The following is a 23327-nucleotide window of genomic DNA, read 5'->3' as shown; positions in this document are numbered from 1 at the left end:
TATACTACGCGCTTAATCAGGATACCATCATATCCCTCGCAACTGACGTATGCGATCCACGTTGCAGAATACTTTGTCTCTCTGTTATTTGGTAAAAGAGGCATTTGACTGCACCCTCCGCGGTCCATTTGACTACCTGTTTCTTACCCGTTCTCAGCAACCCGGGCTCTCTGTGTAGGCATTATAGCCGTTATCTCCGCTTCATCGGTTTAAAGTATTAACTTGAATAAATATTAAACCAGGCTCCTTTATCTGTCAAGAAAAAAAGATTAATTTTCTGCGAATATGTTGGCCATTACTGTGGCGTATATCTTTCCTCTGGACTCGTATACTATGACTCCGTAGCTTTCTTCGCCACCGGCCAGGTCATTTGAAACGTACTGCACAGGATCTTTTTCCGCAAATTCCTCTAAAAAGTATGTAACATTATCGATTGTTCCATAGTAAAAAGTGGAATCTCCGCAGTTGAAGCTTTCCTTCCGGACCTTGAACTGTCCATCCTCTTTGAATACCAGGTAGTGATCACATACAGATGAAGATCCCTCAAATGCGAAGTATGCAACGAAGTTTTCTTCAGGGACATAGCGGGGAATATTTGTGTCATAGGCATATATGGACTCTCTAACTTTTTCGGCATTCTCCATGAAGGGTACATGTTCATTCTCATAAAGTGTGATGTTGTAATTATGTCTTTCCATCACTATGGGAGTTTCTTCGTAGGATTCAACGAATTCTGCGGTGGTATAGTTAACAACTGTTCCGCCAATATATGGTATTCTGGCAGAATCATGTATATATCGGTCATCTTCCTCTTTATTGGAACAGCCCATAGCTGCTATAACTGTGGAAAATGTCAGTGCCAGCGCGATTATCTTTCTATAATTCACAGGTTTTCCTCTTTTCTTTTTCTGTTTTCTATTTTGAAAAAATGGGATTTTTGCTTGAACTTAAGGTAATGATAACATTTTATTACTATCACAAACACTTCTCATTGGGCAAGTTACAGCGGTTTATGTGGCGGACTTGCGTATGTTACTGATATACATTAGCTTTTGTGATATCATAGTTTTATATTTAGTGAATATAAGAAAGGCGGATTTTATGGGACTTAAGCTTGTATCATGGAATGTAAACGGCCTCAGGGCCTGTGTTTCAAAGGGATGCTTTCAGGAATTTATGGATAAAGAGCAGCCTGATGTGATCTGTCTTCAGGAGACCAAGCTCCAGGAGGGTCAGATAGAGATGGACCTGCCGGGCTACGAGGAGTACTGGAACTATGCTGAGAAAAAGGGTTACTCCGGAACGGCGATCTTCACAAAAGAAAAGCCTCTGTCAGTTACCTACGGCCTCGGAATAGAAGAGCACGACCACGAGGGAAGAGTGATAACTGCCGAATATCCTGATTACTACCTGGTTACGGTCTATGTTCCCAATGCAAAAGAGGACCTTTCAAGACTTGAGTACAGACAGGTCTGGGAGGATGATTTCCTTGCATATATCAAAAAGCTTGAGGAGAAAAAGCCTGTTATCTACTGTGGCGATCTGAATGTTGCCCACAAGGAGATAGACCTTAAAAATCCCAAGCCCAACCGCGGACATGCGGGATTTACAGACGAAGAGAGAGCCAAATTCGACAATGTGGTTGGCTCAGGCCTTGTCGACACCTTCAGACATTTTTATCCGGATCTTGAGGGTGCATATTCCTGGTGGAGCTACAGATTCAACTCAAGAGCCAAGAACGCAGGCTGGCGTATTGACTACTTCGTTGTTTCCGAGAGCTTTATGGATAGGGTAGAAGATGCCAAGATCTATTCCGATGCCCTTGGCTCCGATCACTGTCCCGTAGGACTTATACTGAAGTAAGTATTGAACTGGCTGATACAGTATGTTGTATCAGCCTTTTTGGAGGAGAAATATGTCTAATCTTGTCTTTAGCTTAAATGCCACACTGCCAATTTTCCTTCTGATGGTGCTGGGCTATATATTCAACAAAATCGGCCTCATCGACGATAAAGCTGCTGCCTGGATGAACAAATTCGTCTTCAAGGTAGCTCTGCCGGTGCTTTTGTTCAGCGACCTGTCAAAAGAGGATTTCGCTTCCGCCTGGAACGGCAAGTTCGTGCTGTTTTGTTTTGTGACCACAGCAGTAAGTATCCTTCTGATCTCGCTTTTATCTCTGATTCTTGTGAAAAACAAGGGTAGGAGAGGAGAGTTCATCCAGGGCTCCTACAGAAGCAGCGCAGCCCTCCTTGGAATCGCCTTTATCCACAATATCTACGGGGATGCGGGCTCAGGCATGGCGCCCCTTATGATACTGGGCAGCGTGCCCCTTTACAATATCTTCGCAGTTGTAGTCCTGATGGTTACTGCTCCCGCGGACTTTATTCTCGGGGATGAGGATGAGAATTCCCTTGAGCGGAAGTATGATTCCAAGAAGCTCCTTATGAAAAAGACTCTTTTCGGAATCATAACAAATCCTATTCTCATCGGTATTCTCTTAGGTTTGTTGTGGTCTGTATGCGAGATTCCTACGCCTAAGATCATCAGCACTCTTACTTCAAATCTTGGAGCACTGGCCACACCCCTGGGCCTTATGTCCATGGGCGCAACCTTTGATTTCAGAAAGGCCGCAAATGAAATAAAGCCGGCGCTATGCGCCAGCTTTATAAAACTATTCCTGTTAGTAGCTGTATTTCTTCCAATCGCAGTCTCCCTTGGTTTTGCGGGAGAGCAGATAGTAGCGATCCTTGTAATGCTGGGATCCGCCACAACCGTCAGCTGCTATATCATGGCCAAGAGCATGGGACACGAAGGGACCCTCAGTAGCAGTATCATCATGATGACTACCTTCGGATGCTCATTCTCACTGACCTTCTGGTTATTCGTCCTCAAATCCCTGGGAATTATCTGATCAATAATTTCCCTTGATCCTCTGGAGATTTTCATCTGTTTCCTTCAGCATTTCACGAAGGGACAGATTCTCATCATGACCGAATTCACAGATAGAATACTGAAGATGATTGATATATCTGCTGGTCTCTGCCAGGAGCTTGGCATTCTGGGTGGACATTTCCTGACGGAAAGAGTCTCCCTTGCCATCATCTTCGGTTATATCGATAACAGCGAATTCATCGCCACGGATTCTTCCGTAAATACTGCCTTCAAAGACCTCTTCCAGAATCTGGGCTACTCTCTTTACAGCTCTGTCGCCTTCCTCATGACCATACATCTCATTGATCTTCTTGAGGGATTCCATATGGATATATGCCACAATGGCGCTGCTTCCGGGCTTGAAGTTGTCCTTGAGGTAATCGTAGGCCTTGGCAAAAAAGCCTCGTCTGTTGAGACCGCCGGTGAGATAGTCCTGATCTCCGATGTGATCAAGAACGGAATCGTCCCTGGCAAGCTCCTCCTGAACCTCATAGAGCTCTTCATTGGTCTTCTTAAGCTCTTTTTCAAGATAAGCAACTCTTGAAGCACCGGTAACAATGCTTAAGAGGCTGTCAAAATAGTAGTCTGCTATAACTTCGGGTCTGAACTCTGTAATCAGAAGTCCCAGCTGGTACTCACCGACAAAGATGACGCCTGCGATGAACACGTTCTCCCTGCTGTTTGCAAATACTGAAAAGACCTTGTCTGTTTCCACAAGTCTTTCTTCTTCTGCGAATTCCTGGATCTTTCCGCCTAAAAGAGCGGATTTGGCACTGATGTATTCAGGCTTTTCCCAGGCGTACTTGATAACGTTTCTGATCTTTTTATCATAAAGGAATACTCCGCAGTCCTGTATTCCTTCCCTGGCTGCATATTCGGTAAAAGCAAGATATGCCTGCTCCTTGGGATATTTTCTGTGAAGGAGCTGGTAGCCAAGCTCGGAGAGAGTCTTAACACTCTTTCCAACGGGAGGCTCCACGAAACTGAAGGTCTGAAGCGGGGCAGGAGCGGGGATGCTGCCGTCTTTCACAAAACCAATGGCATCACATACTGCCTCGTAGCCCAGCTGCTCGAATCTGCAGGGCTCTGTGGTTACTTCATTGACGTTTTTGTAGCCTTCCTGCTCTGTGAGAGTGATCACAGGGACGTTGTCAAACTTCTTGAGGAATGCTTCTTTCTTGAGAATGGGCACATTCTTGCCGATTCTGTCTATGTCGATGATAACAGCATCCAGATCCGAAGTGTTGGCGTAGTCGAAGAGAGCAGCACTCTGATAGTCATAGGGCCTGTCTTCATCCACATCTTTTTCCGTGTAAAGGTATCTGCCGGGCATGATGAAGAGCTTGATTTTCTTCTCCTTGGCAGCCTGGCAGGCACCTATGCAGATTTTTTTAACGTCCTGATCCTCTAATTCAGATATCAACAGTCCAATATTCATATATCCCCTCGCACATGATACAGATCTGCTTTTTACGAATTACTCTTCAACATCCTCGGAAACGTCATCGATATTGTCGATATCCTTGTCTCCGTCGGAAATCTTTTCTCTTACCTTGGCAATCTTGGCAACTGTGACACCCTTGTCCAGATTGATCATCTTAACACCGGATGTAACACGGCCGTGAACTGTGATCTCGTCCATACGAAGCTGGATGATGGTTCCGCCGTTGGTGATCATCATGATCTCGTTCTCGTCTGTAACAGCCTTAACGCCTACTACATTACCGGTCTTCTCGGTTATCTTATAGCACTTAACACCCTTACCGCCTCTGAACTGGCTGTTGAATTCTTCAAGGGTTGTGCGCTTTCCATAGCCTTTTTCTGAAACGATGAGAAGTGAATCGCCCTGGGAATCAAGCTGCATACCAACGATCTCATCGGTATCGTCAAGCATCATTCCTCTTACACCGATAGAGGATCTTCCGGTGGAGCGCACGTCTTCTTCGTCAAAGTGGATGCACATTCCGTTCTTGGTTACAAGGAAGATCTCTGCATCCTTCTTAACAGTCTTTACCTCGATGAGCTCATCATCATCACGAAGAACAATGGCTACAAGACCTGTCTTTCTCACGTTGGAGAAGTCTGTGATAGGAGTCTTCTTAACGGTTCCCTTCTTGGTTACCATGAAGAGGCTCTTGGACTCGTCCTCGAAGCCTGTTACAGGGATCATAGCGGAAATCTTTTCCCCGGGAGCAAGCTGCAGGAGGTTGACGATAGCCATTCCTCTTGATGTTCTTGAAGCCTCAGGAATCTGATAAGCCTTGAGTCTGTAAACTCGTCCTGTGTTGGTAAAGAACATGATGTAATTGTGGGTTGTGGTCATGAGAATATCTTCAACAAAGTCGTTATCGATTGTTGTGATTCCCTTAATGCCCTTACCACCGCGGTTCTGGGCCTTAAAGTTGTCGATGGACATTCTCTTGATATAACCTAAATCGGTCATTGCGATAACGGTATTGACGTTGGGGATAAGGTCCTCAATGTCGATATCTGACTCGTCGTGTCCGATCTGTGACTTTCTGTCATCGCCGTATTTATCTGAGATTTCGGTGATCTCTTTTCTGATTACTCCGAGGAGGAGCTTCTCATCTGCAAGGATGGCCTTGAGTTCCTCGATCTTCTTGAGGAGTTCAGCGTGCTCCTGCTCAAGCTTGTCTCTTTCCAAGCCGGTGAGAGTACGAAGTCTCATGTCTACAATAGCCTGGGCCTGAACATCTGAAAGTCCGAAGCGGGCCATCAACTGCTCCTTGGCGATAGCTACTGTTTCACTGCCTCTGATGATTTTGATAACTTCATCGATGTTATCAAGGGCAATAAGCAGACCTTCCAAAATGTGGTTTCTTTCCTCAGCTTTGTTAAGGTCGTACCTGGTTCTTCTTGTTACAACTTCTTCCTGATGCTTGATGTAGTGCCCCAGCATCTCGGTGATGCTAAGGACCTTGGGCTCGTTATTTACCAGAGCCAGCATGATGATACCGAAGGAATCCTGCATCTGTGTATGTTTGTAAAGCTTGTTAAGCATGATGTTAGGGTTAACATCGCTTCGAAGCTCGATAACAACACGCATACCTTCACGGTCTGACTCATCGCGAAGGGCAGTGATACCGTCAAGCTTCTTGAGCTTAACCAGCTCTGCGATCTTGGAGATCATGTTAGCCTTGTTAACCAGGTAAGGAAGCTCGGTTACAACGATTCTGTTCTTACCGTTCTGCATAGGCTCGATGTTGGTAACGGCTCTTACTACAACCTTGCCGCGGCCTGTTCTGTAGGCCTCCTCGGCACCTCTTGTTCCGAGGATAATACCGCCTGTAGGGAAATCGGGAGCCTTGATGATATCAAGAACTTCTTCGATCTCTGTCTCTCTGTCCTCGAGAACTCTGTTATCGATCATCTTAACTACAGCGCCGATAACTTCACGAAGATTGTGGGGCGGGATATTGGTAGCCATACCTACCGCAATACCTGTGGTACCGTTAACCAGAAGGTTAGGATATCTGGAAGGAAGGATCACAGGCTCTTTTTCTGTCTCATCAAAGTTTGGTACAAAATCAACAGTGTCCTTGTTGATGTCGGCAATCATTTCCATGGAGATCTTGGTAAGTCTTGCCTCTGTATATCGCATAGCAGCAGCGCCGTCGCCGTCCACTGATCCGAAGTTACCGTGTCCGTCAACAAGACAGTATCTCATGGACCAGGGCTGAGCCATGTTTACCAAAGAACCGTAGATTGAGCTGTCACCGTGGGGATGATATTTACCCATGGTATCACCGACGATACGGGCGCACTTACGATGCGGCTTGTCGGGACCGTTGTTGAGCTCGATCATGGAGTAGAGGATTCTTCTCTGAACGGGCTTAAGTCCGTCTCTTACATCCGGAAGAGCACGGGCAGCGATAACGCTCATGGCGTAGTCAATATAGTCGGACTCCATGGTCTTCTGAAGGTCTACCTCTTTGATTCTGTCGGTAGTTACCTTGTCAAAAACGTCATCCGGCATTTCATTGTTGTTATTGTTTTTATTATCAGGCATTTCTTATCCCCTTTATACATCAAGATTCTTAACAAATCTTGCGTTCTTTTCGATGAAATCTCTTCTTGGTTCTACCTTGTCACCCATAAGTGTTGTGAAGGTAACATCGATATCAGACTGGGATTCCTCATCCATATTGACTCTAAGGAGAACTCTGCGTTCAGGATCCATGGTGGTTTCCCAAAGCTGCTCGGGATCCATCTCACCAAGTCCCTTATATCTCTGGATCTTGTTGTTCTGGTCACGGCCTACATCGGTAAGGATCTTATCAAGCTCCTCATCTGAGTATGCGTACCATACCTTTTTATTCTTCTCGAGCTTATAGAGCGGTGGCTGTGCAAGATATACATGGCCCTGTCTGATAAGCTCAGGCATAAATCTGTAAAGGAAGGTGAGCATGAGAGTGGAAATATGCGCACCGTCTACGTCGGCATCGGTCATGATGATGATTTTGTCATAGCGGAGCTTGGAAATATCGAAATCATCATGGATACCTGTTCCGAAGGCTGTGATCATGGCCTTGATCTCGTTGTTGGCGTAGATCTTGTCCACACGGGCCTTCTCAACGTTAAGGATCTTTCCTCTAAGAGGAAGGATAGCCTGGGTTGCACGGCTTCTGGCTGTCTTGGCTGAACCGCCGGCGGAATCTCCCTCAACGATGAATATCTCGCAATTCTTGGGATCCTTGTCGGAGCAGTCCGCAAGCTTGCCGGGAAGTCCGAGGCCGTCAAGAGCTGACTTACGTCTTGTGAGGTCTCTTGCCTTTCTGGCGGCATCTCTTGCTCTCTGAGCCAGGATGGCCTTTTCAAGGATAAGCTTGGCAACTGAAGGATTCTGCTCGAGATAGTAGGTGAGCTGCTCGCTGACGATAGCATTAACAGCGCCTCTTGCCTCAGAATTACCGAGCTTCTGTTTGGTCTGTCCTTCAAACTGAGGATCCTCGATCTTAACACTGATGATGGCGGTGAGACCTTCTCTGATGTCTTCACCGGTGAGGTTGTCCTCATTCTCTTTTAACATCTTGTTGGCTCTTGCGTAGTCGTTGAAAGTCTTGGTCAGTGCGGCCTTGAAGCCCTCAAGATGTGTTCCTCCCTCAGGAGTATTGATATTGTTTACGAAGGTATAAATACTTTCGTTGTAAGAATCGTTGTGCTGGAAGGAAACCTCAACCTGAACGTTATTCTTGTTTCCGTCAAAGTACATGATATCTGTGTAAAGAGGAGTCTTGCTCTTATTCAGATACTGGACGAATTCCTTGATACCGCCTTCATAGTGGAAGGTCTGAACTATCGGATCCTCGCCCTCTTCAACACGCATATCTGTAAGAGAAATACGAAGTCCCTTGGTAAGAAAAGCCATTTCTCTGAGTCTCTGCTTGAGAATGTTATATTCGTAAACTGTGGTCTCCTTGAAGATAAGGGCGTCGGGCTTAAAGTATACTCTGGTGCCGGATGCTCCTTCAGGGGCAGTTCCCACAACCTTAAGAGGGTAGCAGACCTTACCTCTTTCGTATCTCTGCTGGTATACCTTGCCGTCTCTTGTAACCTGAACTTCAAGCCACTCGGAGAGAGCGTTAACTACTGATGCACCAACTCCGTGAAGACCTCCGGATACCTTGTAACCTCCACCGCCAAACTTACCGCCGGCGTGAAGAATTGTAAATACGACCTCAACACCTGTAAGTCCTGACTTGTGATTCACGTCAACAGGGATACCACGACCGTTATCCTTGACAACGATGGTGTTATCGTGATTAATGGTTACCTCGATGTGATCACAAAAGCCTGCCAGGGCTTCATCAACAGAGTTATCAACTATCTCATAAACGAGATGGTGAAGACCTCTGCTGGCTGTGGTTCCGATATACATACCGGGTCTTTTTCTAACCGCCTCAAGTCCTTCAAGAATCTGGATTTGATCAGCTCCATATTGTACTTCTTCGTTAGCCATCTTTCGCTCCGTTTCTTAATTTTCACTACTTACTGTTCCTTCTGTAACCTTGAACAGCTTATCTATTTCAAATCTGTTATTAACAAATTCATCCAAACCGGTACAGGTGATGATTGTCTGAATATCACCTATGGTATTAAGCAGATAGTTCTGTCTGTTGGAATCAAGCTCTGACAGAACATCATCCAAAAGCAGTACCGGATTTTCCTTCTTAGCCTTTTTTACAATCTCGATCTCTGAAAGCTTCAGGGATAAAGAAGCGGTCCTTTGCTGTCCCTGGGATCCGAACTTCCTGATATCGATGCCTTCTCCGAGATTGCCGGAATTATCTTTTTTTTGAACAATAAAAGAAAAATCATCCTTATGGGGGCCTACTGTTGTCTGCTTGAGTGCAGCATCCTTGCGCCTTGCGGCCTTCAGCTTTTGTTCAAAATCAGCTGCCGTAACATAAGGCTCATAGTAAACGGACAGGCTCTCTTTTTGTCCTGTCAATTTCTCATGAATAGGTCTTATTATTTCATTAAGTTCGCCTATGAATTTTTCTCTAGTCTTGATGATGACGGATCCGTATTCGCACAGCTGCTTGTCCTGAACATCAAGAAGCACGCTGTTTTCCGGATGTTCGTACAGATCCTTAAGAACTTTATTGCGCTCGGTGACGAGCTTGTTGTACTTAGAAAGACTATTTAGATATATCTGATCCAGCTGACACAGCTCCATATCCATGAATCTGCGTCTCTCTGAGGGACCATTCTTAATAATGCTTAGATCTTCCGGAGAAAAAAATACTACATTAAGCTTGCCAATAAGATCCGAAGCCTTCTTGATCTTCTGACCGTCAATGGCAATTCCCTTGGATTTGTTCTTACGAAGGTGCATGTCCACGCGATATTCCGCGTTGTCTCTCTCGAGAATGGTTCTTACATGGCCCTCTTCCTTGCCAAATCTGATGATTTCCTTGTCCTTGCTGCCTTTATGGGATTTGGTGGTTGCAGAAACAAATATCGCCTCGAGGATATTGGTCTTCCCCTGGGCATTGTCGCCATACAATATATTTGTACCGCTGCTGAAATCAATCTTTAAGTTCTCATAATTTCTGAAATCAGCTAATTCCAACGACTTTATTATCATTTCTCTATCTTTACCTGTACGCCGTCATATTCGAAAATGTCACCATCATAGAGTTTACGGCCACGTCTTTCTTCAATTTCACCGTTAACCTTAACAAGTCCGGCCTGGATGTCATTCTTGGCATCCACACCTGAACCCTCAAGACCTGCCTTTTTAAGAGCCTGTCCAAGTTTAATAAAGTCATCCTGTTCGCGTAATTTAACTATTTCCATCTTTTTTACTTCTAAAACTTTCTAAATCTTTTTAATCAACTGTTGTAAAGTTAACCGGAAGAACAAGGTAAATGTAGGTTGATTCCTTGTCTCTGATAAAGCATGGTGCCTTAGGGTTAACAAGATAAATATCTACAATCTCGTCCTCGATTACACGAAGTGCATCAATGAGGAATTTGGGGTTAAAGCCGATCATAAGGTCTTTGCCCTGCTTGTCGATATCGATTTCTTCATCCATGCTTCCGATTGCTGAATTGATCTTGAGCTCCATCTTGCCGTCTGTCACTGAAATGATAACAGGCTTCTTGTCACCCTCTTTTACCAGAAGGGTAGCACGGTCGATACAGTCCAGGAACTCTTTTCTGTTGATGCTCATCTTGGTCTCGTAATCGGAAGAGAGCATCTGATCTATACTGAAATACTCGCCCTCAATGAGACGGGATACAACAGTAGTCTTATCAAACTCAAATAAAACGTGCTTGTCTGTGAAATAAATGCTGACCTTCTTCTCAGTGCTGTCGCTGAGGATCTTGCTGATCTCGCCCAGGGTCTTGCCGGGAACGATGACCTTCTTGTAAGGATAGTTGCCTCCGAGCTTCACCTTTCTGATGGAGATTCTGTGTCCGTCAAGGGATACGAGCTTAAGGTTCTCGCCGTCTACCTCGAAGAGCTCACCTGCCATGATCTTGTTGGCGTCATTCTCTGCAATTGAAAAAATGGTCTGCTGGATTACATTTCTAAGAGTAAACTGTGAAACCTCAACGCCGTCGATCTTCTCGATAGCGGGAAGATAAGTGAAGTCATCACCCTTCCTGCCGATAAGATTGAACTTGGCCTTCTCACAGCTGATAGTTACTTTATTGGATGAATCTGATTCTATGGTTACATCATTGTCAGGGAGTTTTCTTACAATATCTACGAAAATCTTGGCATCGATTGCAATGAAACCTCTCTCTACAATATTTCCTTCTACGATAGTCTGAATGCCAAGCTCCATATCGTTGGCAATGAATTTGATTATGCCTTCGGTTGCATCTATAAGAATACATTCAAGAATTGACATTGTAGTCTTAGAAGGAACAGCCTTGGAAACAATCTGCAAACTGCTTACGAGATTTGATTTAGAGCAAACGAATTTCATTTACGAAGTTACCCCCATCGGAAAATATATAAAATAATTATAAAAAAATAGTAAAAGTATTAATAAGTGTTGTTGATATGTTGAAAACCTATTCTATTATACAATTTTAAAGGCTTTTTTACAAATTTTTGGTTGTTGAAAACAAAAAAATTGATGTTGAAAATTAAAAAGTTATAAACAAGCCAAATTTTTGCATATGAGGGATAAAAAATCTATCCACCCATTAATAACAATTAATCCCCTGCCAAATCACAAGTTATCAAGATAGTTATCCACAAATTGTTGATAACTCGGTTGGAAATGTTTATAAAGAGGGATTAAGTTTCTTCATTATAATATCAAGGTTCTTGTTGAGCTCATCATCGATGGTCATTTTCTGTTTGATCTTGCTGATACCGCTCATAACTGTGGTGTGGTCTTTTTTTCCAAGGATCTTACCGATCTCTTCCAGGGAAGCATCGGTGTGCTCTCTGCAAAGATACATGATGATCTGTCTGGGAAGAACGATCTCTGAATTTCTCTTCTTGGAGACGATGTCTTCCTTCTTGGTGCCGTACTGTTCGCAGACAGTATCAATGATAAGCTGAGGTGTGATGACCTTGGTCTTGTCGGGATAAATGATATCCTTCAGAGCCTCCATGGCATTTTCCAGAGTAATATCTACATTATTAAGTCTTGAGTAAGCGATGATCTTGTTGAAGGCTCCCTCAAGCTCTCGAATATTGGACTTGATGTTGGTAGCAATGTAATCGATGATCTCGTCATCAATGTATCTTCCGCAGGTCTCTGCATTTTTACGAAGGATAGCCATTCTTGTCTCGTAGTCAGGAGACTGGATATCAGCGATGAGACCCATCTCGAATCGTGAACGGAATCTCTCTTCAAGGGTCTCCATCTCCTTGGGCGGCTTATCGGATGAAAGAATGATCTGCTTGCCGGCCTGGTGGAGCTCGTTGAAGGTGTGGAAGAACTCAACCTGTGTCTGCTCTTTACCGATGATGAACTGAACGTCGTCGACCATGAGAACGTCAACGGTGCGGTATTTGTCACGAAGCTTGGACATGCTCTCTGTCTTACCGCTTCGGATGGACTCAATAACTTCGTTGGTGAACTGCTCGGAAGTTACATACAGAACCTTGGCCTGATGATTGTGCTCAATGATGAAGTGACCGATGGAGTGCATAAGGTGGGTCTTACCAAGTCCCGGACCGCCGTACAGGAAAAGAGGGTTGTAGGAGATTCCCGGTGACTCCGCAACAGCCAATGATGCTGAATGAGCAAACTTGTTGTTGCTGCCTACAACGAAGGTATCGAATCTATATTTAGGATTAAGGTTGGAATGCTCAACGTTGGCATTAGACATATAGCGGCTTTCAGAGCTATTGTCATTTTCATTTTCCTGTGTTTCTTCATTATTAATAGTATCTTTGTTTAAAATGAAGATAACCTCAACCATGGAATCTAAGAATTCAGATATTGTAACCTTGAAGAAATCCATATAGTTCTTACTGATATAAGAAAGAGCCATGGGATTATCCTGAGGGATGAGAATCTTTACAGTATCCTGTGTTGCCTCATAAACAGTCAGCGGATCGATCCAGGTACGATAAGAAATATCAGTGATTCCTGATAAAGCTCTGATCTGTTTCTTGATTTCCTCCCAGTTAGATTTGAGATTTTGTGTGATTTCTGATGATGATTGCATGAAAAAACTCCCCAAATTACGCATAATTTTAGACTTTAACTATTTTATATTAAAAGGTTTTAAATATCAAATTGATCAAATTGTGGATAACTTTTTTTATTTTCGGTAAAAAAAATGATAAAAAAGTTCATTGTGGAAAAACCCCTCTTTTTCCACTTTTAGGTATCAACCGATATAAACCGCATGAATACTGAGTTTATTAATAGTTGTCAACGGATTAATAACCCTTTTATCCACAAAAAAAATCAAAAATGTGGATAAAAATGGGCACAAAATATTAATTCACAAGTTTTCCACAGAATCAACATTTTGCTGTGGATAACTTTTCTTTACACCATATATTGTTGATTATTATTTTGAAATTTTTTTTTATTTCAGATTAGATATTTTAAGGGTTTTTAAGGCTTGACTGACCTATTTTTATTTATTATAATTATAAAGATTTTTTCCACACGGATGTAATCAATTGATAATTTTGAGATGCATTTCATGTATTCTCATTTAACAGACCCTTATGGGTTAGTTTGTATAAGAAGGAGGTGTTTCCGAAATGAAGATGACATTCCAGCCTCATAAGCTCCAGAGAGCCAGAGTTCACGGCTTCAGAGCAAGAATGGCTACTAAGGGCGGCAGAAAAGTTCTCGCTGCTAGAAGAGCTAAGGGAAGAAAGAGATTATCAGCATGATTTTAAAGGCCGCAGTAATATGTGGCCTTTTTTCTTCTGTCTTAATTCTTTCAATTGTTTTGGTTATATAATAAGGAAACTTAATAATGCTTTTTTCTGAATCGATGAAAAAAACAGGTGATTTCCGTAATGTTTACGAGAACGGCAAGAGTTATGCCAATAAGTATATTGTAGTTTATGTGTGGAAAAATGAGACTTCTCGTAATCATCTTGGAATATCATGCAGCAAAAAAATAGGGAACAGTGTTGTAAGGCACAGATTTGCAAGACTTGTTCGAGAATCTTACCGGCTACATGAAGATATGTTCAATAGTGGTTTGGACATAGTAGTCGTTGCCAGAGCCTGTGCGTCTGACGCAAGCTTTTTTGATATAGAAGCTGCTCTTTTAAGCCTGGCAGGGAAGGCCCGCATAATGAAAAATGGCGGTGAAGAATGAAAAAAATACTTATCTGTTTGATCAAATTTTATAGAAAGTATTTGTCTCCATTAAAAAGAACGAAGTGTCCGTATATTCCGACCTGTTCTGAGTACGGACTAGAAGCAATAGAAAAGTACGGAGCCCTTAAAGGGGGACTTTTGGCTGTTTGGAGAATACTTAGATGTAATCCTTTTTCCAGCGGCGGATACGATCCGGTTCCGTGAGCTTTTAGAGGAGGTTGAATTTGGAGGGATTTTTATTAACCCAGTACACTGGGAAAATTGTTGGACCCGTAGCATGGCTTCTTGGCCATCTGATGAACGGAATATTCACAGTTCTTAATCTTATCGGTATTCCTAATATCGGTCTTGCAATCATCATTTTTACAATTGTTATTTATTTATGTCTGCTTCCGCTTACTTACAAGCAGCAGAAATTTTCCAAGCTTCAGAGCAAGATGAGTCCTGAGCTCAAGGCTATTCAGGCCAAGTACAAGGGCAAGAAGGACAACGATTCAATGCTTGCTATGCAGCAGGAGACCAAAGAGCTCTATGCTAAATATGGCGTATCCCAGACAGGCAGCTGCCTGCAGCTGGTTATTCAGATGCCTATTCTGTTTGCTCTTTATCGTGTTATCTATGCAATTCCCGCTTATGTTACTATCGTAAGGAATGCTTTTTATCCCCTTGTTGAACAGCTCAGAGAGACTGACGGTGCAGCTGATTTCCTTCAGAATCTGAAGGGTGCCGTAGGTTTTACCAAGCAGTTCACCAATACGGAGTTTGTTTCAGGTAATGCTAAGTACATTGAGAATACTTATATCGATGTTCTCAATAAGGCTTCAACAGCTGATTGGAACAGTCTTTCAGAGAATTTCTCAGGACTTGCTTCATCAATCCAGAGCACCCATGAGACTCTTAACAGATTCAATTCATTTCTTGGTCTTAACATAGGTGACACACCTATGTACATGGTTCAGACTGCTTTTTCCACCAAGCATTTCCTGCTTCTTTTAGGTGCGATCGCAGTTCCTGCACTGGCTGCTCTTACACAGTGGATCAATGTTAAGCTTATGCCTCAGGCAGCTGATAACAACAACGGTGGTAAGGTTGATCCTGATGATCCGACAGCTCAGATGGCTCAGTCCATGAAGACCATGAACCTTATGATGCCTATCATGTCAGCAATCTTCTGCTTGAATCTTCCCGCAGGTATGGGCATTTACTGGATTGCCGGTGCGGTAGTCAGATCCATTCAGCAGATCGTTATCAACAAGCACATTGATAATACAGACATCGATGCAGAGATAGCCAAGAACACTGAGAAGTATAAGAAGAAAATGGAAAAGATGAAGACTTCTCCTCAGATGAACCGCTATGCAAACATGTCTACAAGAAATATCAACAATACTCAGACTATCTCAGCTTCCAAGGAAGCCAATGAGAAGGCTCTTGAGAAGACCAGATCAATATACCAGGGAAAAGAGATCAAGAAGAATTCTCTTTTAGCCAAGGCAAATATGGTAAAAGAATTTAACGAGAATAATAACAAGCAATAATAATGCTTATGAATGTGGGAGGTTATAATGGAGTTCAAGGAGTTTACTGCAAAAAACGTCGATGATGCTATCACAGAAGCTTGCGAAAGCTTCCTGGTAACCAGCGACAGACTTGAGTATGAAGTAGTATCACAGGGTTCATCAGGATTTTTGGGAATCAATGCTAAGCCCGCTATCATCAAGGCAAGGGTTAAAGAGGAAAAGCCTGAGGTAGTTGAAGAGGTTAAGAAGCCTGTAGAGTCCAAGCCCGTTAAAGAAAACAAGCCTGCTAAGGAAGTTAAGGAAGTTAAAGAGAACAAGCCCGCTCCCAAGGCAGAAGAGAAGAAGGAAGAGAAGGCTAAGGCTTCCAATGTTAACGGTGATGAGCTCGTTGCAAGAGCCAATGCTTTTCTTGATGAAGTATTCGGTGCAATGAAGATGGAAGTTAAGATCAACGCCAAGTACAACGAGAATGACAGAATTCTTGATGTTGATCTTAGCGGAGATGAGATGGGAGTTCTTATCGGTAAGAGAGGACAGACCCTTGATTCACTCCAGTATCTGATTTCCCTTGTAGTTAACAGAGATGCTGCTGATTACATTCATGTAAAGGTTGATACAGAGAACTACCGTGAGAGAAGAAAGGCTACACTTGAGAACCTGGCTAAGAACATTTCTTACAAGGTAAGAAAGTCAAGACAGTCCGTTGCTCTTGAGCCTATGAATCCTTACGAGAGAAGAATCATTCATTCAGCACTTCAGAATGACAGATATGTTACAACACACAGTGAGGGTGATGAGCCTTTCCGCCGTGTAGTTGTTACACTGAAGAAATAATAACTATTAAAAAGAACCTGCTTCCTTTAACCCGTTGACAGAGTGAGCGGGTTCTTTTTATGTCTGTTGTGCTATAGTATTAATAGCGAGGTATGGGCTATGAGTTCAGTGTTGAATAATTTCGGAGATGATACAATTTGTGCGATTGCCACTGCTATGTCTGATGCCGGTATCGGTATTATCAGAGTCAGCGGAAAAAGGGCTGTCGAAATATGTGATGAGATCTATGTTTCCCCTAAGGGAGTACATACTCTCACAGAGCATAAGCCAAACACTATCAAGTATGGCTTTATTGTTGATGATTCAAAGTCGGAAGAAAACAAGATCATCGATGAAGTTATGGTTTCTTTTATGAAGGGACCCCATAGTTATACCAGAGAAGATGTGATCGAAATCAATTCCCATGGTGGAATGTTGGTGATGAATCAGATCTTGCAGCTTCTTCTGGACAAGGGCTGCAGACTGGCTGAGCCCGGTGAGTTCACCAAGAGAGCATTTTTGAACGGAAGAATTGATCTGACCAAAGCCGAAGCTATCATGGATCTTATCAGTGCACAGAACAATTTTGCACTGGAGAGTTCCAGGGAGCAGCTTCGCGGAAGTGTTTATAAAAAGATAAAATCCATAAGAGAGAAGATTCTTTATCAGATGGCATTTATAGAATCAGCTCTTGATGATCCTGAGAATTATGATCTTACAGGATTTCCTGAAAAGCTGGATGAGATAATAAACGGTCTTTCAAAAGAAATCGGACAGCTGTTATCCTCCGCTGATGAAGGAAAGATTAGAAAAGACGGAATTAAAACAGTTATTGTAGGAAAGCCCAATGCCGGCAAGTCCTCACTTCTTAATGCACTGACAGGAGATGAGAGGGCCATAGTTACTGACATTGCGGGAACTACAAGAGATATTATTGAAGAGACAGTTAGACTTGGAGACATTGTTCTTCACGTTATAGATACAGCCGGAATCAGAAACACCGATGACATCATCGAAAAGATAGGTGTTGATAAGGCAAAAGAAAAAGTTCAGGAAGCGGATCTTGTTTTGTATATCCTTGATTCCACTTCTGAGCTGGATGAAGAGGACAAGGGAATTATCTCCCTTTGTCACAATAAGAAGACTATTGTTCTTCTTAATAAAGATGACTTGCAGGATGATATTAAGATAACAGACGATATCGTTCGTATGCATTTTTCAGACTCAAAAGACGATACTTTACCCATAATAAGAACTTCAATGCTTAAAGGAAACGGTCTTGAAGATCTTAAGGATGCGGTATCGAAATTGTTCCTTAATGGAGATATTGTTCCTAAGCAGGAACTTTATATAACTAACCTTCGTCATAAGGATCTTTTGAAAAAATCATATGACAGTCTGCAGCTTGTAAAGCAGAGTATTGAACTTGGTCTCACAGAGGATTTCTTTACGGTGGACCTGACTAATGCTTACGCTTTTCTTGGAGAAATAATTGGTGAAGAAGTTGGTGATGATCTTGTTGAAGAGATTTTCTCCAAATTCTGTATGGGAAAATAATTTATGACAGAGATACGTGAAAAAATTGATGTTGCTGTAATAGGTGCCGGTCATGCCGGATGTGAAGCGGCTTTGGCCTGCGCAAGACTTGGCCTGGAGACTGTGATCTTTACCATGAGTGCTGACAATATAGCATTTATGCCCTGCAATCCACATATCGGCGGATCATCCAAGGGCCATCTTGTAAGAGAAATCGATGCTCTCGGCGGAGAGATGGGAAAGAATATCGACAAGACTTTTCTTCAGTCCAAGATGCTGAATACTTCCAAGGGTCCTGCGGTTCATTCCCTGAGATGCCAGGCTGACAAGATGGAATATTCCAAAGCTATGAAAAAAGTTTTGGAGAATCAGAAGAACCTGACTATAAAGCAGGCCGAGGTTTCAGAGATTCTTTTTGAAGAAGCAACAGAAGAAGAGAAGAAGAGCGGTTATCATAACACAATTGTCGGTGTAAAGATTTTCTCCGGAATCATTTATGAAGCCAAGACTGTTATTCTTTGTACCGGTACTTATTTAAAGAGCAGATGTCTAACCGGTGAGGCTATCACTTACTCAGGTCCCAACGGACTTCAGCCTTCTAATCTGTTATCTGATTCCCTTATTAAAGCAGGTATTGAACTTCGTAGATTCAAGACAGGAACCCCTGCAAGAATGGATGGCAATTCAATCGACTATTCAAAAATGTCTGAACAGTTTGGTGACACTCCTGTAATTCCATTTTCCTTTGATACAGATGCGAAAACTATTCAAAAAGAACAAGTTTCCTGCTGGCTTACATACACAAATGAGAAGACCCATGAAATAATCAGAGACAATATTCACAGGTCCCCGATCTATGCCGGAATCATAGAAGGTATCGGCCCCAGATATTGTCCTTCCATAGAAGATAAAGTTGTGAAGTTCCCTGATCATGAGAGACATCAGGTATTTGTTGAGCCTGAGGGAACCTTTACTAATGAGATGTACATTGACGGAATGAGTTCTTCACTTCCTGAGGATGTACAGCTTGCAATGTACAGAACAGTTCCCGGCCTGGAAAACTGTAAGATTGTAAAATCAGCTTATGCTATCGAGTATGACTGCCTCTGTCCCGGACAGCTTTCACCTTACCTTGAGATCAAAAATGTGAAAGGTCTTTTCTCCGCCGGACAGTTTAATGGTAGCAGCGGTTATGAAGAGGCTGCGGCCCAGGGACTTTATGCAGGAATCAATGCTGCAATGCAGATTTTCGAAAAGCCCTATCTTGAGATTGACAGGTCAGAGGGTTACATAGGAGTTCTTGTGGATGATCTTGTTACCAAAGAAAATCTCGAGCCCTACAGAATGATGACCTCAAGAGCAGAGTACAGATTACTACTTCGTCAGGATAATGCAGACATCAGACTTCGTAAAAAAGGTTATGAAGTTGGACTTATTGATGAAGATAGATATAACAAGTTAGTTGCTAAGATCGATGCTATTGATAAAGAGGTTGAGAGATTAAAGAAGACCACAGTTGGAGCTAATGCCAGAATTCAGAAATTTATGGAAGACCATGGAAGTTCCACACTTAAGACAGCAACTTCTTTGGCAGAACTTATCTGCAGACCTGAGTTTGATTATGAGTCTCTTGCTGAAATTGATTCTGAGAGATGTGAACTTCCCAAGGATGTAATTGAACAGGTGGAGATCACCATCAGATATGAGGGTTACATCCAGAGACAGGAAAGACAGGTTGAGCAGTTCAAAAAACTTGAGAAGAGACTTATCCCTGATGATATAAACTATGATGATGTATCAAGTCTTCGTCTTGAAGCAAGACAGAAGCTTGAGAAGTTCAGACCAAAGAATATCGGACAGGCATCAAGAATCGGTGGAGTTAATCCCGCCGATGTATCTGTACTTATAATTTACCTTGATTCAATAAACAGAGGAAACAATGATGAGAACTAAGTATGCTAAGATGATCAATGATTTTTCTAAGTTGGGATTATCATTGTCGGACAAACAGCTTCATCAGTTTGATGATTATTTCAATATGCTGGTGGAGACCAATAAGGTAATGAACCTTACAGCCATCACTGAATTTGATGATGTATGTAAGCTTCATTTTGTTGACAGTGTATCCGCAGCTGCATATTTTTATTTTTCAAAAAAAGCATATTCACTGGTGGATATTGGTACCGGCGCAGGCTTTCCCGGGATTCCTCTGAAGATCATGTTTCCGAATCTCAATGTGACATTACTAGATTCTTTGAATAAGAGACTTAACTTCCTTAATGATGTTATAGAAAAATTAGACCTTAACAGTGAGGGTAGTATACATACCCTTCACGGAAGAGCAGAAGATTTTTCTATGGCGAAGGAAGGTTCCCTCAGAGAAACTTTTGACATTGCTGTTTCCAGAGCGGTAGCTAATATGGCTACATTATCCGAGTATTGTTTACCCTATGTAAAGGTGGGCGGTAAGTTCATCGCTTTCAAGAGCGAGAAGGCCTCCGAAGAATTACAGAATGCAAAGGGTGCATTACATCTCCTGGGTGGTAAGCTTTCTGATTGCCAGGAGTTCATGTTACCGAATTCAGATATCAGCAGAACTATATGTATAGTTGATAAGGTTGAGAAAACTTCCAAAAAGTATCCTCGTAAAGCAGGGGTTCCGTCAAAACAACCCCTTCAATAATATATCTAGTGTCAATTAAAAAAATATAAATAAATGTTTCACGTGAAACATTTCAATTTAAAAGAGAATTAATACTAAAAATTGTTTCACGTGAAACATTAAGACCCAAGATATTGTGTAAAAACCGTGAAACATTAATAGAATATCGATAATTGTACTGCTTTTGAATACAATTAGACACCACAATATATAGAAAACTGACCGGATCACTTAAAAAGTTAAGCAAAAGAAATCTTAGTGTGCTACAATCATAGTAGTGTTTATAAATGAGTGGAGGAGAAATGGGAAGAATCATCGCAATCGCTAACCAAAAAGGTGGAGTAGGAAAGACTACTACATCAATCAATCTTGCAGCAGCTCTTGCTGAAAAAGGTAAGAAAGTTCTTGTTATTGATACCGATCCCCAGGGTAATACCACCAGTGGATTTGGTCTTGATAAGAACGAATTGGAAAACACCATCTACGAACTTATGATAGGGGAGTGTTCAGTAGATGAAGCAATCAACAAAAATGTTGTTGAAGGTCTGGAGGGATTAGACATCATTCCTTCCAATGTTAATCTCGCTGCTGTCGAGATAGAACTTATCGACGCAGATCAGAAGGAGTATATCCTTAAAGAAGCAATCGAGAAAGTAAAAGATAATTACGATTTCATTATTATTGATTGTCCGCCATCACTTAGTATGCTGACAATCAATTCTATGACTACAGCCAGTACAGTACTTGTACCTATTCAGTGTGAGTACTATGCGCTGGAGGGATTAGGACAGCTGGTTCATACAGTTAACCTTGTAAAAGAAAGACTTAATCCTGAACTTGAGATGGAAGGTGTAGTATTTACTATGTTCGATGCAAGAACCAACCTTTCACTTCAGGTAGTAGAGAATGTAAAAGAGCACATCGAGGAGAATGTCTACAAGACAATCATCCCAAGAAATATCAGACTGGCAGAGGCACCCAGTTACGGACTTCCGATCAATTTATATGAACCAAAGTCCGCCGGAGCAGAAGCATACAGACTTCTTGCCGATGAAGTAATAGCAAGAGAGTTCTGATTTTAATTAGTTGGAGGAGAACATGGCACCAAAGAATGCAAAAAGAGGTTTGGGAAAAGGAATTGATTCCCTTATCCCTGCCAAGGTAGCACCTTCCAAGGCAAAAGAAACCAAGGAAGCGGAAGTACCTGTTGAAGGACAGGTTACCAAAGTTAAGATCACCAAGATTGAACCTAACAGAAAGCAGCCAAGAAAGACTTTTGATGAAGATAAGTTATTGGAACTTGCAGATTCAATCAAGCAGTACGGAATCATCGAACCACTTACTGTTGTAGACAGAGGCGAACACTATGAGATCGTCGGTGGTGAGAGAAGATGGAGAGCAGCTCAGAAGCTTGGTCTCAAAGAAGTACCGGTAATAATCAGAAATCTTACTGAGCAGGAGATCGCTGAGATTTCCCTTATCGATAACCTGCAAAGAGAAGATATAAATTCCATTGAAGAGGCGGAAGCCTTCAAGCAGCTTATTGATGAGTTCGGTTACACTCAGGAACAGGTTGCTGAGAAGATGTCCAAGAGCAGAGTATATATCACCAACTCACTTCGTCTCTTGAAGCTCTGTCCTCAGGTAAGACAGATGGTAATCGATGAACAGATCACCAGCGGTCATGCCAGAGCACTTATCTCAGTGGAGAATCCTGAGGAACAGTTCCAGCTGGCTCAGCAGGTATTCGATCAGAAGCTCAGCGTTCGTGAAACCGAGAAGCTGGTTAAGAATCTTGGTAAGACATCCAAGAAGAAGGCTCCCAAAAAGAATGAAAGTCTTGAAGCTGTATATGCCAGTGTTGCAGAAAAGTGCAAGCAGGCCATCGGAACCAAGGTTGAGATTGTTTCCAAGGGAGACGGAAGCGGCAAGATCGAAATCGAATTCTATAGCAGCGACGATTTAGAGAAAATCACTGACAGACTTTGCAAAGAGTAATAAATTGTTTGGGGGATAAAACATGGAGAGCGGCATTTTTTCTGCGATAGGTCTGGCCAGTCTGGACCCTGCGATACTGTTTATTGTACTTTTGGTCCTTTTGATAGTAGTATTTGTTTTGTTCATTCTTCAGAGTAAGAAGTTGAAGAACCTTGAGAGGAAATACAATAAGTTCATGCAGGGAAAAGAAGCTGAGTCCCTGGAGGAAGAAATTGTTGGAATTTTCCACAACAACAGAGCTATCAAAGCTGAAAATGATAAAAACAGAAAAGACATAATTGATATCAACAAAAGAATGGCTCACACCGTTCAGAAAATCGGTCTTCACAAGTATGATGCTTTTGATCAGACCGGTGGAAAACTTTCTTATGCCATCTGTTTTCTGGATGAGGAAGATAACGGAATCCTTATCAACTCAGTGCACAGCGCTGATGGAATCAACTATTCATATACAAAGGACATCACAGCGGGAGTTGCCGATGTGGAGCTCACCGGTGAGGAGAGAAAGGCCTTTGATCTCGCACTGCAGAGTGTGAATAGATAAATTAAATTGTATACAATTAAAAATAATATA

Annotated in this window: 21 protein-coding genes; 13 read left to right on the top strand and 8 right to left on the bottom strand. The window is 42.4% G+C overall.

What is annotated here, in order from left to right; genetic code table 11:
- Positions 1–269 precede the first annotated feature (269 nt).
- On the bottom strand, positions 270–887 hold the full coding sequence (locus tag T359_RS0112235) for a hypothetical protein (RefSeq protein ID WP_026517737.1): 618 nt from the start codon (positions 885–887) through the stop codon (positions 270–272).
- A gap of 214 nt (positions 888–1101) precedes the next feature.
- Here T359_RS0112235 and T359_RS0112230 point away from each other — a divergent pair, with 214 nt between their 5' ends.
- Together T359_RS0112230 and T359_RS0112225 are read left to right on the top strand one after the other, a co-directional pair.
- Positions 1102–1863: an exodeoxyribonuclease III gene (locus T359_RS0112230; RefSeq protein WP_035784392.1), complete on the top strand. Its 762-nt coding sequence runs from the start codon at positions 1102–1104 to the stop codon at positions 1861–1863.
- A 52-nt stretch (positions 1864–1915) separates the two neighbouring features.
- On the top strand, positions 1916–2911 hold the full coding sequence (locus T359_RS0112225; protein ID WP_026517735.1) for an AEC family transporter: 996 nt from the start codon (positions 1916–1918) through the stop codon (positions 2909–2911).
- On the opposite strand, the gene T359_RS0112220 is transcribed toward T359_RS0112225, so the two are convergent.
- The 7 genes from T359_RS0112220 to dnaA all read right to left on the bottom strand — a co-directional run bounded on the left by T359_RS0112220 (position 2912) and on the right by dnaA (position 13100).
- Positions 2912–4369: a GGDEF domain-containing protein gene (locus T359_RS0112220; protein ID WP_026517734.1), complete on the bottom strand. Its 1458-nt coding sequence runs from the start codon at positions 4367–4369 to the stop codon at positions 2912–2914.
- 39 nt (positions 4370–4408) lie between these two features.
- Positions 4409–6928, bottom strand: a complete 2520-nt coding sequence (gyrA, locus tag T359_RS0112215) for a DNA gyrase subunit A (RefSeq protein ID WP_035784426.1) — start codon at positions 6926–6928, stop codon at positions 4409–4411.
- 45 nt (positions 6929–6973) lie between these two features.
- On the bottom strand, positions 6974–8911 hold the full coding sequence (gene gyrB, locus T359_RS0112210; RefSeq protein ID WP_026517732.1) for a DNA topoisomerase (ATP-hydrolyzing) subunit B: 1938 nt from the start codon (positions 8909–8911) through the stop codon (positions 6974–6976).
- A gap of 15 nt (positions 8912–8926) precedes the next feature.
- On the bottom strand, positions 8927–10042 hold the full coding sequence (gene recF, locus T359_RS0112205) for a DNA replication/repair protein RecF (protein ID WP_026517731.1): 1116 nt from the start codon (positions 10040–10042) through the stop codon (positions 8927–8929).
- Positions 10039–10254, bottom strand: coding sequence for an RNA-binding S4 domain-containing protein (locus T359_RS0112200; RefSeq protein WP_022777385.1), 216 nt, complete (start codon positions 10252–10254; stop codon positions 10039–10041). The genes recF and T359_RS0112200 overlap by 4 nt, the downstream gene beginning before the upstream one ends.
- Positions 10255–10285: 31 nt before the next feature.
- Positions 10286–11395 carry a DNA polymerase III subunit beta gene (dnaN, locus tag T359_RS0112195; protein WP_026517730.1) on the bottom strand — a complete coding sequence of 370 codons (1110 nt, stop codon included), beginning with the start codon at positions 11393–11395 and terminating at the stop codon, positions 10286–10288.
- A gap of 304 nt (positions 11396–11699) precedes the next feature.
- Positions 11700–13100, bottom strand: a complete 1401-nt coding sequence (gene dnaA, locus T359_RS0112190; RefSeq protein WP_051545344.1) for a chromosomal replication initiator protein DnaA — start codon at positions 13098–13100, stop codon at positions 11700–11702.
- A 550-nt stretch (positions 13101–13650) separates the two neighbouring features.
- Between dnaA and rpmH the strand changes: the two genes are divergently transcribed.
- The 11 genes from rpmH to T359_RS0112140 all read left to right on the top strand — a co-directional run bounded on the left by rpmH (position 13651) and on the right by T359_RS0112140 (position 23297).
- Positions 13651–13785, top strand: a complete 135-nt coding sequence (gene rpmH, locus T359_RS0112185; RefSeq protein WP_013282343.1) for a 50S ribosomal protein L34 — start codon at positions 13651–13653, stop codon at positions 13783–13785.
- 86 nt (positions 13786–13871) lie between these two features.
- On the top strand, positions 13872–14222 hold the full coding sequence (gene rnpA / locus T359_RS0112180) for a ribonuclease P protein component (RefSeq protein ID WP_026517728.1): 351 nt from the start codon (positions 13872–13874) through the stop codon (positions 14220–14222).
- Positions 14219–14428 (top strand): membrane protein insertion efficiency factor YidD, encoded by a 210-nt coding sequence (gene yidD, locus T359_RS22205; protein ID WP_081795565.1) that lies wholly within the window; start codon positions 14219–14221, stop codon positions 14426–14428. The genes rnpA and yidD overlap by 4 nt, the downstream gene beginning before the upstream one ends.
- 20 nt (positions 14429–14448) lie before the next feature.
- The gene (locus T359_RS0112175; RefSeq protein WP_026517727.1) at positions 14449–15762 is read left to right on the top strand and encodes a YidC/Oxa1 family membrane protein insertase; all 1314 of its coding nucleotides are present in this window, start codon (positions 14449–14451) and stop codon (positions 15760–15762) included.
- A gap of 27 nt (positions 15763–15789) precedes the next feature.
- The gene (gene jag / locus T359_RS0112170) at positions 15790–16578 is read left to right on the top strand and encodes an RNA-binding cell elongation regulator Jag/EloR (protein ID WP_026517726.1); all 789 of its coding nucleotides are present in this window, start codon (positions 15790–15792) and stop codon (positions 16576–16578) included.
- A gap of 99 nt (positions 16579–16677) precedes the next feature.
- Positions 16678–18114, top strand: a complete 1437-nt coding sequence (gene mnmE / locus T359_RS0112165; RefSeq protein WP_026517725.1) for a tRNA uridine-5-carboxymethylaminomethyl(34) synthesis GTPase MnmE — start codon at positions 16678–16680, stop codon at positions 18112–18114.
- 3 nt (positions 18115–18117) lie between these two features.
- Positions 18118–20046: a tRNA uridine-5-carboxymethylaminomethyl(34) synthesis enzyme MnmG gene (gene mnmG, locus T359_RS0112160; RefSeq protein WP_026517724.1), complete on the top strand. Its 1929-nt coding sequence runs from the start codon at positions 18118–18120 to the stop codon at positions 20044–20046.
- Positions 20033–20776, top strand: a complete 744-nt coding sequence (rsmG, locus tag T359_RS0112155; RefSeq protein ID WP_330370189.1) for a 16S rRNA (guanine(527)-N(7))-methyltransferase RsmG — start codon at positions 20033–20035, stop codon at positions 20774–20776. The genes mnmG and rsmG overlap by 14 nt, the downstream gene beginning before the upstream one ends.
- 281 nt (positions 20777–21057) lie before the next feature.
- A complete protein-coding gene (locus T359_RS0112150; protein WP_026517722.1) occupies positions 21058–21831 on the top strand; it encodes a ParA family protein in 774 nt (257 codons plus the stop codon).
- A 22-nt stretch (positions 21832–21853) separates the two neighbouring features.
- A complete protein-coding gene (locus T359_RS0112145; protein ID WP_026517721.1) occupies positions 21854–22753 on the top strand; it encodes a ParB/RepB/Spo0J family partition protein in 900 nt (299 codons plus the stop codon).
- A 22-nt stretch (positions 22754–22775) separates the two neighbouring features.
- A complete protein-coding gene (locus tag T359_RS0112140; protein ID WP_026517720.1) occupies positions 22776–23297 on the top strand; it encodes a DUF4446 family protein in 522 nt (173 codons plus the stop codon).
- Positions 23298–23327: the final 30 nt, after the last annotated feature.

The organism is Butyrivibrio sp. MC2021 (assembly GCF_000621605.1).
Classification (GTDB): Bacteria; Bacillota; Clostridia; order Lachnospirales; family Lachnospiraceae; genus Butyrivibrio.
Note: the sequence above shows the minus strand (reverse complement) of the source record. Positions and strands in the feature narration are given on the sequence as shown.